Source organism: Solibacillus cecembensis (genome assembly GCF_050272495.1).
Lineage (GTDB): Bacteria > Bacillota > Bacilli > Bacillales_A > Planococcaceae > Solibacillus > Solibacillus cecembensis.
Genome location: NZ_JBNNMF010000004.1, coordinates 16,638 through 33,477, shown reverse-complemented (window position 1 = coordinate 33,477; position 16,840 = coordinate 16,638). Strand labels below are relative to the sequence as shown.

The window sequence follows — 16,840 nt, the reverse complement described above, 5'->3', positions numbered from 1 at the left end:
AAAAGTAATAGGGGGAATTCACATGGCAATTCAATTAAGCAAAGGCCAACGAATTGATTTAACAAAAGGCAATCCAGCACTGCAAAATATTATCGTTGGTTTAGGTTGGGATGTGAAGAATTTTGACGGAGGCGCCGCATTTGATTTAGATGCATCGGTATTTTTATTAAATGATCAAGGAAAGTGCCGTCAAGATTTAGACTTCGTTTTTTATAATAACTTAGTAAGTGTCGACGGTTCTGTTGAACATACGGGTGATAATTTGACTGGTGAAGGGGACGGCGATGATGAAAAAATCAAAGTCCATCTAAATAAAGTTGCGTCTGATGTAGAGCGTATCGCCATTACTGTCACAATTCATGATGCTGAAAATCGCCGTCAAAACTTTGGACAAGTAACAAATGCATTTGTCCGCTTAGTAGATGAAGATTTAGGTACAGAAATTTTACGCTTCGATTTGGGTGAAGATTTTTCGATTGAAACAGCCGTTGTTTTTTGTGAATTGTATCGCCACGGCAATGAGTGGAAGTTCAATGCAGTTGGATCAGGTTATCAAGGGGGCTTAGCGGCACTTGTTAATGCTTATGGGTTAAATGCATAACATTATAGGGGTTTAATACCGGTAAGTTTAAAATTTAAAGAAAATGACTACAAAACGAATCAATGTTTTGTGGTCATTTTTATTGATATATAAATTCAACAAAACTTTCTATCTTTTCATTGTAAGTGTTCTAATAGGAATTCTAATAAAGTATGTGCTAGTTTAGGCTGGCTAAGCACATGAGGCGCATGGACAATGTTAGCATAAATCATCAATACGACTCAGCTGTGTGCGTATGTAGCAGGCCAGCCTATTGGTTAATGACTGTTGCGAAGTATGAATTAGTGAAGAACTTGATTTACAAAGGTTGTTACAAATTAACGGTAAAATGTGTACTTTGTGAAAATCAGTTATATTTCCGACCACCGAACTACAATAGTAATCAAAAAAGTGCTATAATAGAGCACTTAGATAGATTAGGCTTTGTTAAGCCTAATTGGAAGGATGTATAATAATGAACAAAAAATGGACGATCGATAAAATCCGTGAATATGTAGCAAAAAATTCAGAGAGTAAATTGCTTTCTACTGAATATCATGGATTCTCGCAAAAATTATTATTTAAATGTTCTTGTGGACAAAATTTCGAAAAAACGTTTACAAAATTTAAAACTAATAATCAAAGAAAATGCGAAGTATGTGTACCACCTAGAGAATCACGATAAAGTTATAAAAGTTGCCGGAGTATTATTTCGGCAACTTTTTTCATTTAGGAAATATTCATCAAATCCACTATTTAATGCTATTAAAATGGTGGATTTTAGGTTTTCAGATATTTACTTTTTAAGATTAATTTCTTTACAAATATTAGCTAATTTCGAAATGATGTATATTCATTAAAATAAGGTAAATAGTATAATTAAATATGGGTTTGGTGAATAAATCGTCATTTAATAAATTAATAAAGCTATATTCATGGTATTAAACAATAGATTGGGGAATGAAAATGGGGAAGATTATTCGTGTGAAAAGTGTTCGTATCCATCATTTAAAAAATGTAAAGAAAGGTGAATTTAATACAAATTCAGATTTCAGTAAATATGAAGCGGATGTTATCGGGTTTTATGGTCAAAATGGCTCTGGTAAAACGGCCGTTGTCGAAGCGTTTAGTTTATTAAAAAACTTATTGAATTCTTATACATTACCAATGAATAAAGAAAAACTGATTTATTTTAAAGAACAGCATGTAGAACTACAATTTGAATTTTTAATTACAAATGAGCTGGGTGAGTATTTTGTTAAATATCACGCCATTTTGCAAGAAGGCATGGATAAGCTGAGCGTTTTAGGTGAAAATTTATATTATAAAGAAAATGCGAGTGGCAAGAGGTACAAGGAAATCATTTCGAAACATGAGCGAAGCATTTCATTTCGAAATAAAAAGATGGAATCATTTTCAGAAATGAATCGCGTCAATATGATGGTGGCGGACCGGATGGCTGAAGAAAATGCCACTTCATTCGTATTTCGGAAAGAGTTGAAAGACGTATATGAGGCGTTCTTAAGTGAAGAAGAACAGGAAATCATCATCAATTTACGTCAAGATTTCAATCAAGATTTCCATGTTATTGATACGGTTCAATATGGCTTATTAGTAGCAAATTTGATTATGCCTTTTAGTATTCATCTTGAAAAATTAAGAGGAAATATTCCTTATGAACTAAGGGATACAATGCTGTTATCTGAAGAAATGTTCGAGACAATCCAAAAGGTCATTGAGCAAACAAACGTTGTATTAAGGACGATTATTCCAGGGCTTTACGTAAAAGTTCGTAAAGTTAATATGGAAAAAATGAGTAACGGGAAAGACGGTATTCGGTTCGAATTTTTATCGGTAAAAGGTGAAATTGAGTTGCCCCTCCGTTGTGAATCACAAGGGGTACTGAAAATTATTTCCATATTAAGTACGTTAATTGCGGTATATAACAATCCAAATGCATGTGTGGTCATTGATGAATTGGATGCGGGGATTTTTGAATATTTATTAGGTGAGATGTTGGAAGTCATTAGTGAAAATGGCAAAGGGCAATTATTTTTCACGTCACATAATTTACGTATTTTAGAAGTGCTGCCGATTCAAAATTTATGGTTTACGACGCTAAATGAAGAACAGCGCTATTTACAATTAAAAGGTGTAAAAAAATTAAGCAATGCGCGAGATATATATTTGAGAGCTGTTCAATTAGGTGGGCAAGATGAGCCGATTTACAATGAAACAAATATGTATGACATCAAGAAGGCATTTAGGAAAGCAGGGAGGATAAATGACTAATGCTCAAAAGAAAGTAGTTATATTGTTAGTTGAAGGCGATACGGATGAGACGTTACTGATTGAACGATTAAGGCAATTGTTTAAAGATAAAGAAATCCGATTTGAGCCGTACAGAGGGGATATTTTTTATCAGATTGATCAAAAGGCAAAACCAATTAAAAAACTAATTGGCGATAAAGTAAAAGAAGTTTTAATTAAAAGAAGATTTAACTCATCGGACATATTAGTTGTGCTCCATATTTTAGATACGGATGGCTGTTTTGTAGGGCCAAACAATATTACGATTGATACTGAGCAAAGTGGGTTAACAAAGTATTTGGAAGGATGCATTAGTGTCAGTTCTGAAACGCAAAAAGGGAAAATGGAAGAAAGAAATACTGTGAGGTCTCGAAATATCAAAATCATGAAATCGGCAGCGTATATTTCTACTTTTAGTTACCAACTTTATTATTTTTCAAGAAATTTAGAGCATGTATTATTTAATGAAATGAATCCTGAAAAAGGTTCAAAGATGGAAAAGGTAGAGAATTTTTTAGATGATTTGACGATACCGGTTGAAGAATTTTTAAATCAATTTATGCCTGTCTCAAGAAGTGAAAGTTGCGAGGATACATATAAAGCAAGCTGGGATTTCATTTCTGAGGACATTAATTCATTAAAGCGAGCGACGAATGTACCGTTGATTTTTGACCATTTGAATGGGTTGAGATGAGGCAAGGTGCGTAGTAGTTCAAGTGCCGGTCACCTAGATTGGAGTGTCCGGCAGTTAAAGGTCAATTACTTATGTATGGGAGATACGGGAAAAAAGATTCTTGAACTCTGACACGGAATCGATAATGTGTGTAGCACCCGCCTTTTCTAATTCTTGTCGGCTCCCATAGCCAAAGGTCACACCAATGGAAGGCATATCATTTTCGTTGGCACCAATAATATCATGTGATCGGTCGCCAATCATTACACATTGTGCAATATTCTCTAATTTTAATTGCTTAATGATTTCCTCAATTACTGCCCCTTTGGAAGTGCGTGTGCCATCTAATTCACTGCCCATAATACAATCAAAATAATGATGAAGTTTAAAATGATGTAAAATTTGTTCGGCAAACACAGTAGGCTTGGAAGTAGCAATTGCTAATTGATAGCCTGCATTTTTCAGTTGATGTAACAGCTCTGGTATACCTTCATAAACTTCATTTTCGTACATACCTTTTTCTATAAAACGTTGACGATAAAACTGGAGTGCTTCTTCAAGTTGTTGCTCGTTAAATTGGAAGATTTCTTTAAAAGTTACTTGCAGTGGGGGGCCGATAAAAGGGATTAAATTGTCCAAATTATTCTCCGTAATGTCCATTTTCCCCAAAGCATACTGCACACTTTTTGTAATGCCCTCTTTTGGATCTGTTAATGTACCGTCTAAATCAAATAAAATGACTTCATAATTATTCAAAGTATCCACTCCTTTTTCATAATTTCGGATGAATTTTTGAAATGCTAATTTTCTCAATTGTGAGCACTAGAAACAAAAAACTGAGCTGACTAGATTTTTACTAGTAGCTCAGTTTTTTTATGATCAAAACGGATTCGTCGTAATCATTGTTGCATTTTTTAAATAAACGCGTTTGTTTAGTTTTAGCTGGGAAACGATTAGCTCAGCCATATCTTCCGCTTGCATTAATCGTTCTGCTTTTGTCTCGTCGATTAAATTCATATCACGTGCTAAGTCTGTTACAACTGTGCTCGGCGTAAGTGCTGTTACACGGATGTTGTTGCGACGAACTTCTTGTGCTAGTGATTCTGTAAAGCCGATAACCGCGAATTTTGACGCGCTGTATGCACTTGAAGTAGCTGCGCCGCCAAGACCTGCTGTTGATGAAATATTAATAATATCGCCACCGTTTTTCTCGATCAGCTGTGGTAAAACGGTACGTGTCACATTGTATGTACCGAATAAATTCACATCCACGATTTCTTTCCATTCTGCAGGATCCATGTCTAGCACGCTAGCGAAATTACCGATACCCGCATTGTTAATTAAAATATCAGCCGTACCAAGTTGCTCAGTTAAAGAAGCAATCGCTGTTTCCACTTCTGCTAAATTCGCAACGTTTGCACTCGCGTAAGCTGTGTTAACTCCAAGCTCTTTTAATTCAGCTGCAACCGTTTGTAATGTTGCTTCGTTACGAGCGATTAAGCCGATGTGCACCCCTTCATTCGCAAGTGCGATTGCTGTTGCTTTCCCGATACCTCGTGCTGCACCTGTAATAAAGGCGATTTTTCCTTGTAAAGCCTGTGCCATTAAGAACAACTCCTTGTTTTGTTAGAATAGTTATATGATAGCATGTTTACACACTTTTGCCTGTTATTTGCACACGCGATAATCGGTAATTGTTTATGTTATGATTATTAAAACAGCATTCCCTAGCTAGAAGGAGCGAGGACATGGACATTAAAATCAATCAAAAAATTATTAAAGAAATGTGCGGAACTGTCTCCTTCAAAAGAGGAGAGGCATTTTTCCGAGCGGGTAAAGTAAATATACAAGAACAACATATAGATATGTGCATCGCAACTGTACAAGGAGCAGAAGTTTTTCATGTCACAATAGAAAAAGACGAGCAAGAACATATTCAGTCTTCTTGTAGCTGTCCAACACTTGCAGGGTTTGATATGAGTTGTCAACATGTGGCGGCTGTTTTAATTGCCCTTCATGAGCAGCAACAACTAGGGCGTTCTTCGGATGGAAATGAGCTATCAGCAGGATTCATGACGCTCTTTCAACAGAAACGAGCCCGAAAAAGTCGCCACCAGCTTCATTTTGAAAAAAGACAAGTATTAGATATTCAGTTTTTATTGAAGCCTTTTGCGATTGGGCAAGGGCAATATTTATTTAGTATCGAGCTTTTAATCGCAAACATGAAGATCACATCGATTCGCGATTTTCTCCAGCAAGTGAGCAGTGGGAAACCTTGTATCGTAACATCTGACTTCATCTTTAATCCAAATGAACATTGCTTTGTTAATGAAGTAGACGCGGTGCTGCATCAATTAATTCGTGTTGCACGTGATGAACAAATGTTTATCGAGACGCTACCACATAAGGCGAGCAGCAATAGAGCGGGTTTACTTATTCCTCCATCTACGTGGAAAGGGCTTTTATCCTTACTTACCGAAACGTCCGAAGTATATCTTGAACAGTACGAACACATCAAACAGCCATTACGTCTAGCAGAGGGAGTACCGCCACTACAATTCCGAGTGGAAGAACAAGGGAATCACTATCAATTGCAAATAGCGGGATTTGATAAAATGACATTGTTCAGTGCGTATCAATGTGTCGTTGGTAATGGCTGTATGTATCAATTAGCAGAACAGGAATGCGAACGTTTAACGGAATTGCAGCAAATGCTTGTCGAGCCAAGTACGAGCGTTGTACCGATTCCGCATGATCAAATGGATCAGTTTTTGATAACGGTCATTCCGGGTTTACGCAAATTGGGTCATGTCACATTAAGTGAACAGTTGACGAAGCAAATGATGACAACACCGCTCGTTGCAAAACTTTATTTAGATCGTCTGAGAAATCGATTGTTGGCGGGGCTAGAATTTCATTATGATCATGTCATTATTCAACCGTTGGAAAGTCCGGATGACATCATCGATTTGGCGGTTATACGAGATGAACAAAAGGAACGGGAAATTCTTGAGCTAATGGATGAAAGCGGCTTTACGAAAACAGATGGCGGCTATTTTATGCAAAATGAAGAGTTGGAATATGCCTTTTTATATCATGTCATGCCAGAACTTCAAAAACGTACGCAAATTTATGCGACTACTGCTGTGAGAAATCGACTCGTCAAAACATCGACCTTTCCGAAAATCGTTGTCAAAGTAAAACAGGAACGAACGAATTGGCTCGAATTTAAATTTGAGATGGATGGTATTACGAATAAAGAAATAAAAAGCCTTTTACAAGCGCTTGAAGTGAAGCAAAAATATTATCGATTGCCGAACGATTCTTTGCTTTCACTTGAAACGAAGGAAATGGAAGAGATTCGCCGATTCCTGCTAGCGGGTCCGGTACAGGATGACCAATATGAAGCTACATTAGCTATGCCGATTTTAGAAAGCCTGAAATTTTTAGAAATGATCGATGGAAGTGATGTATTTACACCAGAACAATCATTCCGAAAGTTCCTTGGGCAATTAATGCAGCCAGAGTTATTGAATTTTGAAGTGCCACCTAGTTTGGAGAATGTTTTAAGAGGCTATCAAAAGCAAGGGTTTAACTGGATGAAGCAGTTGGCAAGCTACGGATTTGGCGGGGTTTTGGCAGATGATATGGGACTTGGAAAAACGGTGCAAAGTATTGCGTTCATCGTTTCAGAATTACCGTCAATTCGCGCTACCAAGCAGCCTGTTTTAATTGTGTGCCCGTCGTCGTTAACGTATAACTGGCTCCGTGAAATGATGAAATTTGCGCCTGAGTTGCAAGTGCTTGTAATCGATGGTGATCAAGCGGCACGTAAAGCATTGCAAAAGGATTCCGCCGAATTGGATGTCCTCATTACTTCCTATCCATTGTTGCGTCGTGACTTAGCGTGGTATGAGAAGCAAACATTCCACACCGTTTTCTTTGATGAGGCACAGGCGTTTAAAAATCCAATGACCCAAACCGCACGAGCTGTTAAAAAGATTCAAGCGGTTAATCGTTTTGGCTTAACGGGAACACCTGTCGAAAATAATCAGGAGGAATTATGGTCGTTGTATCATGTGATTTTCCCACAATTATTTCAAGGCTTAGAGGCGTATAGTTACCTATCAAGAAAAGATATTGCGCGGAGAGTCCGTCCTTTTTTATTACGCCGACTAAAAGAAGATGTGCTTGTAGAATTGCCTACTAAAAATGAACTTTTGGAATCCTCAGAGCTGTTAGATGAACAAAAGCAATTGTATGCAGCGTATTTAGCAAAACTGCGAGAAGATACATTTAAACATCTCGACAAAGATACCTTCAAGAAAAATAAAATTCGAATTTTAGCAGGGATAACAAGATTGCGCCAAATTTGTTGTCACCCTGGCTTATTTGTTGAAGGATACAAAGGTGGTTCAGCAAAATTTGAGCAGCTACTTCAAATTCTTGAGGAGTCCAAACATTCGGGGAGAAGAGTGTTGATTTTCTCACAATTTACAAAAATGCTGGAGTTAATTGGACGAGAGCTGACACGCCAAAATGAAACGTATTTTTACTTGGATGGTCAAACACCTTCAGAAGAACGCGTCCAACTATGCGACCGATTTAATGAAGGGGAGCGCGATGTGTTTTTAATTTCTTTAAAAGCAGGTGGAACTGGGCTGAATTTAACCGGTGCAGACACAGTGATTTTATATGACTTGTGGTGGAATCCAGCAGTTGAGGAACAAGCAGCAAGTCGTGCCCATCGAATGGGACAAAAAAACACGGTGCAAGTTATTAAGCTCATTGCACGCGGCACAATTGAAGAAAAAATGAACGCGCTTCAAGACAGAAAGCGACATCTCATTGCAGATATTATTGATTTTGAAGGTAATACAACGACTACTTTAACAGAAGATGATATTCGCGAGATATTGATGATGTAACATTTTCAATTAAAAGTGGGAAGCATTATGCCATATTTTCCTGTATGAAGGAATAGTATAGGTTTAGGGGCATTGTAGCAGGGAGTTTGATGAGCCAGTATAAGTAAAATGAGCGGTGGGAGTGAATCAAATTGCGCAGTTGGCAAAGTTTTTTATTCGAAAAATTTTTACTCATGCGGGGATCAAAAAAGAAGTTCATTAATTTACAGCTGATGGATCAGTTTATTGCGGAAAAGTATAATGCACTTCCATACGAGTTGGATAAAAAGTTTCAAGAAAAGCATGAAATTAATCAGCTCGATTTGAATGGGATGACGTATTATGTAGTCAACGGGCAAATTAATCCAAAGAAAGTGATTTTTTATTTTCATGGAGGGGCCTATATTAATGATCCTTTAATTTTCCATTGGCGCCATTTAGTGAAGCTTGCAGAGAAAACGAACTATACAATTGTCGTACCTATTTATCCGAAGCTACCCCGATTTACATATGTCGATGCATTTACTGCAATCCATGCATTATATGATAAATTGCTCAAACAATATGATGCGCCATTTATCTTTATGGGAGATTCTGCTGGTGGTGGGCTTGCTTTAGCACTTGCACAAGATGTCAAATTGCACAAAAAAAAGCAGCCGGCGCATGTTGTATTATATTCGCCATGGTTAGATGTATCAGGATTGAACCCTGAGTATAAAGAAATTGAAAAAATCGATCCAATGCTTGGGCTAGCTGGTGCGCAAAAGTTGGGGAAACTTTGGGCAGGACCGAGTGATATAATGAACAATTTAAGTAGTCCACTGCATGGCCCAATTGATGGGATAGGGAAGATTGCACTCTTTGTAGGATCTTCTGAAATGCTCATAGTGGATGCCAGAATGTTTTTAGAAAAGGCAAAAAAAGAAGATGTGGGAATTTTATACTTCGAATATCCGAAAATGAATCACGTTTTTCCAGTATTTCCTATACCAGAGGCAAGTCGAGCTTTAAATACGGTAGTATCAATTATTACGGAGGATTAAAAAAAGCACAATGAACCAGTTTCATTGTGCTTTCTGCTTAACTATTTTTTTGCTTATCTTTTTTGATTTCTTTGTATAGATGGACAATCAATAAAATGATTCCAATCGTACATAACAATATACTTGAGATGAAGATAGCTCCCCACACCCAAATATTTAAATTGACGGTTACAAATACAGAAAGTGCTAGTAAAAGAATTCCGATTAGTAAAAAGAAGTAGCCACGCTTATAAAGCGACAATGGTTTTCCCTCCCTAGAAAGTAAAGATACTCTACTAAAATAACACAGTCGGACGGTTTGAATCTATTTATAAGTATTATCTGCAGTTGAAATCGGTAGGGTAAAATAGAATCTAGAACCGTGATTAGGAATACTATCAGCAAATATTTTGCCGCCATGCTGTGTAATAATTTCTTTACAAATGGCTAAACCGATCCCATGCGAATTCAATTTATTCGAATTGGACGCACGGTAATAGCTATCAAAAATAAATGGTAGCTCACTTGAAAGAATCCCACTCCCACTATCTTCAACGACACAAAAAAGTGTATCCTCTTCAATAGACATGGAAATTGAAATACGCCCCTCGCTCGTATGTTTGACCGCATTAGAAATTAAGTTCGATAATACTTGCTCGATTCGTAGTAAGTCAATTTGAACGTATAAGTCCGGTTGCAAATTGCAAGAAACAGAATAAGCGAGCTGTGCTTGAAGAACATCCTCCTCAAAGCGGTGCGCAAACTCTTCAAAAAATTGTTGAGTAGATATTTTCGTATACTTAAAATCTGTGCGTCCTGCTTCGAGCTTTGCCAGTTCAAATAAATCCTGAATTAAGCGATTTAATGCGATGAGTCTTTCGCGACTACGTTGTAAATATTGCGTTTGCTGTGCTGGATTTTGCACGACACCATCTAAAATCGAGTCAATATAGCCCAATGTTGAGGTAAGGGGTGACCGTAATTCATGCGAAATACTTTGCAATAGTTTTTTACGTTCCTGCTCATTCATTGCGAGACGGTCATTTGCTTCTTTTAAGAAAACATTCATTTCATCTAAAGCAACTGTACGCTCTTTTACGCGATTTTCTAAATCATAATAGATTTCTGCATTTTCTAGTGTAACGGCAAGTTGTGTTGCAATAATTCGTAGTAACTCTAGCTGTACTGCATTAAAGGCATTTTCAAGCAAGTTATTTTCTAAGTATAAAAAGGCTTGGATTTCCCCTTTAAATTGGATGGGCATACATAAAAATGATTTTGCTTGAACACTTAAATTGCTGAAATATTTACTATTTGAAAGGTTTCCTTCTACGAGCGGTTCTTTTAATAATAAGGAATAATCCACAATCCCTTTTAGTGCGACATCAATTTGCTCAGGGAGTAGTGTGAAATTAAAATCATCGTGTTCCGCAGCCACTTTAGCATATGTGGAAAAGTTATTTTCAGCATAACGAATAAAGTAGCAAGAAGTAGCATTTGCCTGTTTTAATATGGAAATTAACAATTTTTGCAGCAATTCTTCAATACTCATTTCATTTGCTAACGCGTGTGTCGTTTCTAATAAACTAATCATGTCATAAGATAAAGTCGGTTGAATTGCTTGAGTTTGTTGAATGATAAAGTGAGAATATTCATTTCCCCAATGATTTGCAATTGTAAAGGCGCCCCATTCACGCAATTTATTTATACTTTGTGAAATATAATAGCGCGCTTTAGCCGATTGATTTAACTTAATAAATAGTTTTCCCGCACGTTCATAAATCATGGCCTCATCTTGTGGAAAATGATAAACCTTAGTGAGTTGGAGTGCCTGATCATAAAACAAAGAGGCTTGTGCATAGTCTTTGTTCAAAAAATGGAACTCAGCTAGCAGCGTTAAATACAGATGTTCATAATGATGAGGTGCTTCATTGGCCCATTTCTTAAAACGGCGCATACTGTCCTTGAACTCCGATACGAGCTTCTTTTTAGAAAATGGAGATGCCATATTACCCTTTAAAAAGTCAATATGGCAAAGCCCGCGTAAAAAATAATAAACGGGTGTCGTCGGTAATGAATAAACTTCTGAACTTTGCTTTTCTAAATCGTTGAGTAACTGCTTTAATTGTGTCTCATTTTTAAATAAATAGGCCATCCGTAGTCTTAACGTATAGTGCATAACGGTAACGGCCTCTTCATCATGTAACGTGATATGTGCATCCCAATCCGGCAGTTGAGTAGGTGACTGTAGTGCCCCCATCCAAGATTTCATTTCCGTTAAAAAATCTATTGCGAGAACACTTGGATATTTGCCATATTGTGATTGTTGATAAGTGATTTCCTCAATAATTTCTTGAATTGAATACCCATCAATTAATTGAACGCTACATAAAAAGCAAGAAGTCGCCGTCACTGTATAGTACATCCCAAGCTGCTCCTGATTTAGCTGAGTTGTTCGCATATAATGAATACTTAGCTCAAAGTCTTTTTCCCAGTGGTTTAAAAAGATTCCAAAAATAAAATAAACGCGTGACTTAATATAAGAATTATCTTGAGCTTCCGCCATAGACAATGCGAGTTTACCAAATCGCAGTGCTTCCTTTACATTGTCAAAGCCCGAAATTAATATAAGTGCATAATTAATAAATACGATAGCACTCTCTGTTGGTGCTCCATATTTTAGTTGAAGACGCATTAAACGAAGTAAAATCATTCCAGTTAAGTTAGAGCTCATACGAAATGAATTACTAACAATATTAATCATGATTTGAATGAGAACGTCAATTTCTTCATTTTCAATCGGCTTTAAATTTAGTAATTGTTCATTTGATTTATTTTGTAAAGCGAACTTTAATAATAAAAATTCTTGTACTAAATGCAGTTTCTTTGGTTCACGCGAAATGTTCATGTTGCATAATTCCATCGCCTTAAAGCCTGCATCGAGAACTAATTCGCTATTTTCTACCTCAATAAAAATGAGAGTCATTAATCGATAAATTTTCAGTTTTTCAAGTGTTGTTTGGGTATGCTCCAGCGCTTCTTGAATATACTTTTTAGATTGCTCATAATTACCAACTAAATATTCGCACTCCCCGATTTCCATAAATAGCTGAATTGTCTTTTCGCGAAATACTGTCCATTTATTTTCTGGTAAGAATCGTAAGCTATCTTTATAATACTGTCGAGCTGTACTATATAGGCCCGCGTTTTTAGCTTGTATGCCAAGCTCGAAGTTCCAGATGGCAAGCTGTTGTTGTTCAGAAGGTGACAGCAATTCATTACAATAATTTAACTGTCGTACAAGTTCATGGAGATGGTTCATAAAATCGCTCTCTTTTTGTAACAGTTGACTAATAGAAAAGTGGGTTTTTAATCGTTTTTCATGACTAAGTGCTTCATAGGCAGACTGTTGGACTCCATCATGAATAAATTGAAATTGCATGGAATAAAGCTCTTGATGGTTTTCTAACATTGTCGATTGAGTAAAATTCAATTGTCCATCAACCGCAATAATAAAACCTTGTGATGTCAGCTCCTCCAAATTGGTTAGTAAGTCGTAAAATGGAATGTTAACCACTTTCGACAGTAAATTAAAATTAAAAACACGACCAAAACAAGATGCAATCTGTAGTATGTTTTGGACTTTAGGTGTCAACTTGTTCATACGATTTTCAATAAAGCTGAATAACTCATTGTTGGCGATGCTTTCATGTAATTGCTCCACATCATATTCCCAACTTAAGCTTTCAATATTATAGAAAATTGTTTTGTTTTCGAGAAGCATGCGAAATGCTTCTTGAATAAATAATGCATTTCCTTGTGTCATTTGATATAAGTGTTGTGCAATATGATGGGCAGTATCACATTGGGATTGAAGAGAATCACAAATCCAATTTAAAACAGCTTCTTGATCGAGTAAATGGACTTGAATACTAGTAAAAGAATCTAATTCTTTTTGCCATAAAAAACAGGTTTCACTTATATCGAAATTCTCTTCGCGCATAGCAATTAATAAAAGAAAATAACCGTTGTTATGTTGTTCGAAAATATTTTGTAAAATTTCAATGGCTTCTTGTTGTGCCCATTGGATATCATCAATAAACATGACAATAGGCTTTTTCGCACGAGCAAAAATAGTTAAGATTTTTTGGAAAGAGGAGAAAATATACGCATTCATTTGCAATGTGTACTGTGTGCTTTCTTTTACAATGCGAATTTTATCATTTAGGAAGAAATGTAGTTCTGGAAGTATATGTATCAAACTTTCGGTCAACATAAGGTCGACCTCTAATAAACTTTTTTGAAATGCAGCAATGGCTACTTCGCCCTCTAAATAGGTTTGCCGTAATAGCTGTTGGAGCGGTTCAATAATTGGTTGGAATGTATGCTGCTCTTGCAATTGGTCGAATTTCCCCTCAATAAAATAACCTTTCGTTAATATAGTTTCTTGCATTAAAGATTTTGCAATAGAGGATTTTCCACTACCTGAAGGTCCCTGAATAAAAACAAGGTCTTTTTTTCCGTTTTGTACTTTATGGAAAATGGTACTTAATAAATTTTGTTCGGTATGTCGTCCATATAGTTTGGTAGAGAGCTTAGGCTGTAATACAGAGTCGTTTGTTCCGATGTTAAGATCATCCGCTAAATTACCGTTAATTAGTAACTGTTTAGCTTGAAGTAAGTCTAGTCGTAGCCCAAAAGCTGTTTGAAAACGTTCCTCTTTATTTTTACTTAATAATTTCAGTATAATTTTACGCAACATTACGAGTGGACAATGCTGCTCAAGTAAAGAATGATCTGGAGATTTAGTTAAAATATAGTACAAGTTATCCATTGTGTTATTAGCCTGGAATAGCGGTGTACCCGTGACCATTTCATATAAAACTGCACCTATTGAATATAAGTCCGTACGTTCATCAATATTTAATGCAATGCGCCCTGTTTGTTCAGGTGCTAAATAAGGTAGTTCATCCATTTTTAGAGGAACTTGAAAAGTTTGTTCATTTGCGATATTCCAACGAATAGCAAGCGGTGCGAGCATTTTTATTTTGTTTGTTTGCGGTTGAATATATATAAGTGATGGATAAAAATGCTCGATTATATCGCCGTGCTGATGAATATTGACACAGGCATTTGTTAATTCAATAGCAATTTCTAGCGCTTGATGGATAGGAAGAGATCTACTATTTAAATGTTGCTGTAATGTTTGTCCTGTAAAATCTTCATAAGCAATGACATAGTGCTGGTCAAGTAAAGCATAACCCATGGGCTGAAATAACCAAGGATCATGCTTTGTTTTTAATGATAATAATTCTAACTGTAATTGAGCCTGTTCTTCTGTGACAATAGAAGGCATTATTTGAACAAACATCATGCAATCAAATTTTTGAACATATTTGCGGCTAAGTAATGTTTGTAAGTTATGTGTTTCATTAAACATTTGAAACAGCACCTTTCTTAAATGGATGAGATTAACTGGGTGTCACTAATAAATTTCTTTAATTCATTCGACAAGCTTTGATTATGAATCTTTGTACCATTATAACGAGAAAGTACCGTTTCTAATTGCTGCTCGGTCAGGTGATAATGATCAAGTGTAATTGGCAAACGCACGTTAAGTTGTTGGCCAATACTAATTACTATTTCAGCATGACATTGAGCAATGAGGTTTTCTATTTGTACATTTGATTGAGCAAGGTCAGATGGAAATGGGTAAAAATCATAATTATGCAATAAGCCTTCAAAAATCCGCGTCGGTATAGACATATCGATATCGTCGGTAAGAATAATAACTTTTTTCTTTTTAGCGTCGAGATGGCGGTAATGTGTTAACGATTGTTTGATTAAAGATAAAAACTTAAGTTTAATCGCCTCTGAACGTGTGGTCGGTATCATTTGATAATTCTCAATGACGTTAATTATTTGGAAGACAGGAATATAAATTTGTGTAAACCACTCAGATTGATCGAAATGCTCCTTTAGTCGATTATAGTAATAATCTATTTGAAACTCATCATTTAAAATAAGATAATCAGAAAACTTAACGAATAAATTTGCCGGAGTTTCAATAGTCAACGTTAAAAACTTTTGAATCGTAATACTTAAATCGATAGGTAAAGTCATGTTGTGCCCTGTGTTTACTAATTTAATTTCAGGAAGTAAAGGGTATAAAGGATTTACTTTTTCGACAATTGCTTGATTAGAGTCAGATAATAGTACAACCGCATTTTCAGGGTAGATTCCAATGAAATCAATAAAACGATGAACTAAATCACTGTCAAATTGAGCGGATTGTTTGAGTAGCTGTGTCATCGTGATATTGGCTGAAGCAGCTTCCTTATAAGGTCTATTGGTTGTCATAGCAGAATACACATCAGTAATTTGTAAAATTTGTAATTCGATTGATTGTTGATGAGCGGCTAAACCTTCAGGGTAACCTGAACCATCTAATCGTTCATGATGTGACTTTGCTAAATAAGCAATATTTTCAAAACCAATATCAGTTAATATATTAAAACCATCTAGCGTATGGCGTTGGATCGTATTGTACTCTATATCCAATAAATTTTTTTGCTTCATTAATACTCTTTCTTGTACCATTAGTTTCCCAATATCATGGAACAAGTAGCCTAACGCCGTTTCCTGGATGTTTGGTATGCCCTCTGATAGTGCAAACAAAGTACTAATTGTAAATACATCTATCGAATGCATATAAGTATATTCGTCATGAGACTTAAGGTTTTCAATATATTTGAATAAAACTGGATTTTGCATATAATCAATAAACAAATTTTTTAAAAATTGAATATCCAAAGAATTATTTAAAATACGTCCATATCGTTTTTCAGAACTTAAAGAGCCTAATACATGTAAATAGTCATAGCCGAGTTCTGTTTGAATTTGACCGAATAGAGGTTTAGTAAAGTTTAATTCGCTTTCGACCTTTCCATCTGCCTTCACATCCATCTCCATTATCAATTCTGAATTGTCCGTTTCAGTTTTTTGAATGCATACTTTTGTTACATTACGATTTTTTAATAATGTAATAATGCGCTCTGTCAGCACATGGCCCTTTGATAGTAGTCGACGATTCTCTACATATAAATCCTCGTTTACAACATCTCCTGGCTTTAAAAATTCGATTGTACAGTACTGGATTTGTGGTTGAATTGTACGGTTTGTCATTTTTTTTCACTCCCAATTTTTTTCTTTACAGTACTAATTTATAGGGCAAAGGTTAAAACTGGGTTAAAAAAATAAAAAAATTAGTTAAAAAAGAGTGCTTTTTATTTTGATATAAGGATTATTATAGTTATTTTGATGGAATGCTCATCATGAGGAAAGTTTT

General features: G+C 35.9%; 11 protein-coding genes. 6 read left to right on the top strand and 5 right to left on the bottom strand.

Going from position 1 to position 16,840, the window contains the following annotated elements; all coding sequences use genetic code 11:
- The first annotated feature begins 22 nt into the window (after positions 1-22).
- The 4 genes from ACQKIH_RS04955 to ACQKIH_RS04940 all read left to right on the top strand — a co-directional run bounded on the left by ACQKIH_RS04955 (position 23) and on the right by ACQKIH_RS04940 (position 3,584).
- Positions 23-601: a TerD family protein gene (locus ACQKIH_RS04955; protein ID WP_057983566.1), complete on the top strand. Its 579-nt coding sequence runs from the start codon at positions 23-25 to the stop codon at positions 599-601.
- A 454-nt stretch (positions 602-1,055) separates the two neighbouring features.
- On the top strand, positions 1,056-1,265 hold the full coding sequence (locus ACQKIH_RS04950; protein WP_057983568.1) for a hypothetical protein: 210 nt from the start codon (positions 1,056-1,058) through the stop codon (positions 1,263-1,265).
- A gap of 281 nt (positions 1,266-1,546) precedes the next feature.
- Positions 1,547-2,872: an AAA family ATPase gene (locus tag ACQKIH_RS04945; RefSeq protein ID WP_057983570.1), complete on the top strand. Its 1,326-nt coding sequence runs from the start codon at positions 1,547-1,549 to the stop codon at positions 2,870-2,872.
- Positions 2,865-3,584 carry a hypothetical protein gene (locus ACQKIH_RS04940; protein ID WP_057983572.1) on the top strand — a complete coding sequence of 240 codons (720 nt, stop codon included), beginning with the start codon at positions 2,865-2,867 and terminating at the stop codon, positions 3,582-3,584. Before ACQKIH_RS04945 ends, ACQKIH_RS04940 begins: the two co-directional genes overlap by 8 nt.
- Before the next feature lie 69 nt (positions 3,585-3,653).
- Here the strand turns inward: ACQKIH_RS04940 and ACQKIH_RS04935 are convergent, their stop codons facing one another.
- Together ACQKIH_RS04935 and ACQKIH_RS04930 are read right to left on the bottom strand one after the other, a co-directional pair.
- Positions 3,654-4,328 (bottom strand): HAD family hydrolase, encoded by a 675-nt coding sequence (locus ACQKIH_RS04935; protein ID WP_427764047.1) that lies wholly within the window; start codon positions 4,326-4,328, stop codon positions 3,654-3,656.
- Positions 4,329-4,442: 114 nt separating this feature from the next.
- A complete protein-coding gene (locus ACQKIH_RS04930) occupies positions 4,443-5,168 on the bottom strand; it encodes a 3-ketoacyl-ACP reductase (RefSeq protein WP_057983576.1) in 726 nt (241 codons plus the stop codon).
- 143 nt (positions 5,169-5,311) lie between these two features.
- On the opposite strand from ACQKIH_RS04930, the gene ACQKIH_RS04925 reads away from it, so the two are divergent.
- Together ACQKIH_RS04925 and ACQKIH_RS04920 are read left to right on the top strand one after the other, a co-directional pair.
- Positions 5,312-8,491, top strand: coding sequence for a DEAD/DEAH box helicase (locus tag ACQKIH_RS04925; RefSeq protein ID WP_427763740.1), 3,180 nt, complete (start codon positions 5,312-5,314; stop codon positions 8,489-8,491).
- Between the two features lie 131 nt (positions 8,492-8,622).
- A complete protein-coding gene (locus ACQKIH_RS04920) occupies positions 8,623-9,513 on the top strand; it encodes an alpha/beta hydrolase fold domain-containing protein (protein ID WP_427763739.1) in 891 nt (296 codons plus the stop codon).
- A gap of 37 nt (positions 9,514-9,550) precedes the next feature.
- Here ACQKIH_RS04920 and ACQKIH_RS04915 read toward each other — a convergent pair whose 3' ends face one another.
- The 3 genes from ACQKIH_RS04915 to ACQKIH_RS04905 form a co-directional block, all read right to left on the bottom strand.
- Entirely contained in the window at positions 9,551-9,754 is a 204-nt protein-coding gene (locus ACQKIH_RS04915; RefSeq protein WP_057983583.1) for a hypothetical protein, read from the bottom strand.
- Between the two features lie 63 nt (positions 9,755-9,817).
- The gene (locus tag ACQKIH_RS04910; RefSeq protein ID WP_427763737.1) at positions 9,818-14,932 is read right to left on the bottom strand and encodes a sensor histidine kinase; all 5,115 of its coding nucleotides are present in this window, start codon (positions 14,930-14,932) and stop codon (positions 9,818-9,820) included.
- A 17-nt stretch (positions 14,933-14,949) separates the two neighbouring features.
- Positions 14,950-16,677 carry an HD-GYP domain-containing protein gene (locus tag ACQKIH_RS04905; protein ID WP_057983587.1) on the bottom strand — a complete coding sequence of 576 codons (1,728 nt, stop codon included), beginning with the start codon at positions 16,675-16,677 and terminating at the stop codon, positions 14,950-14,952.
- Positions 16,678-16,840: the final 163 nt, after the last annotated feature.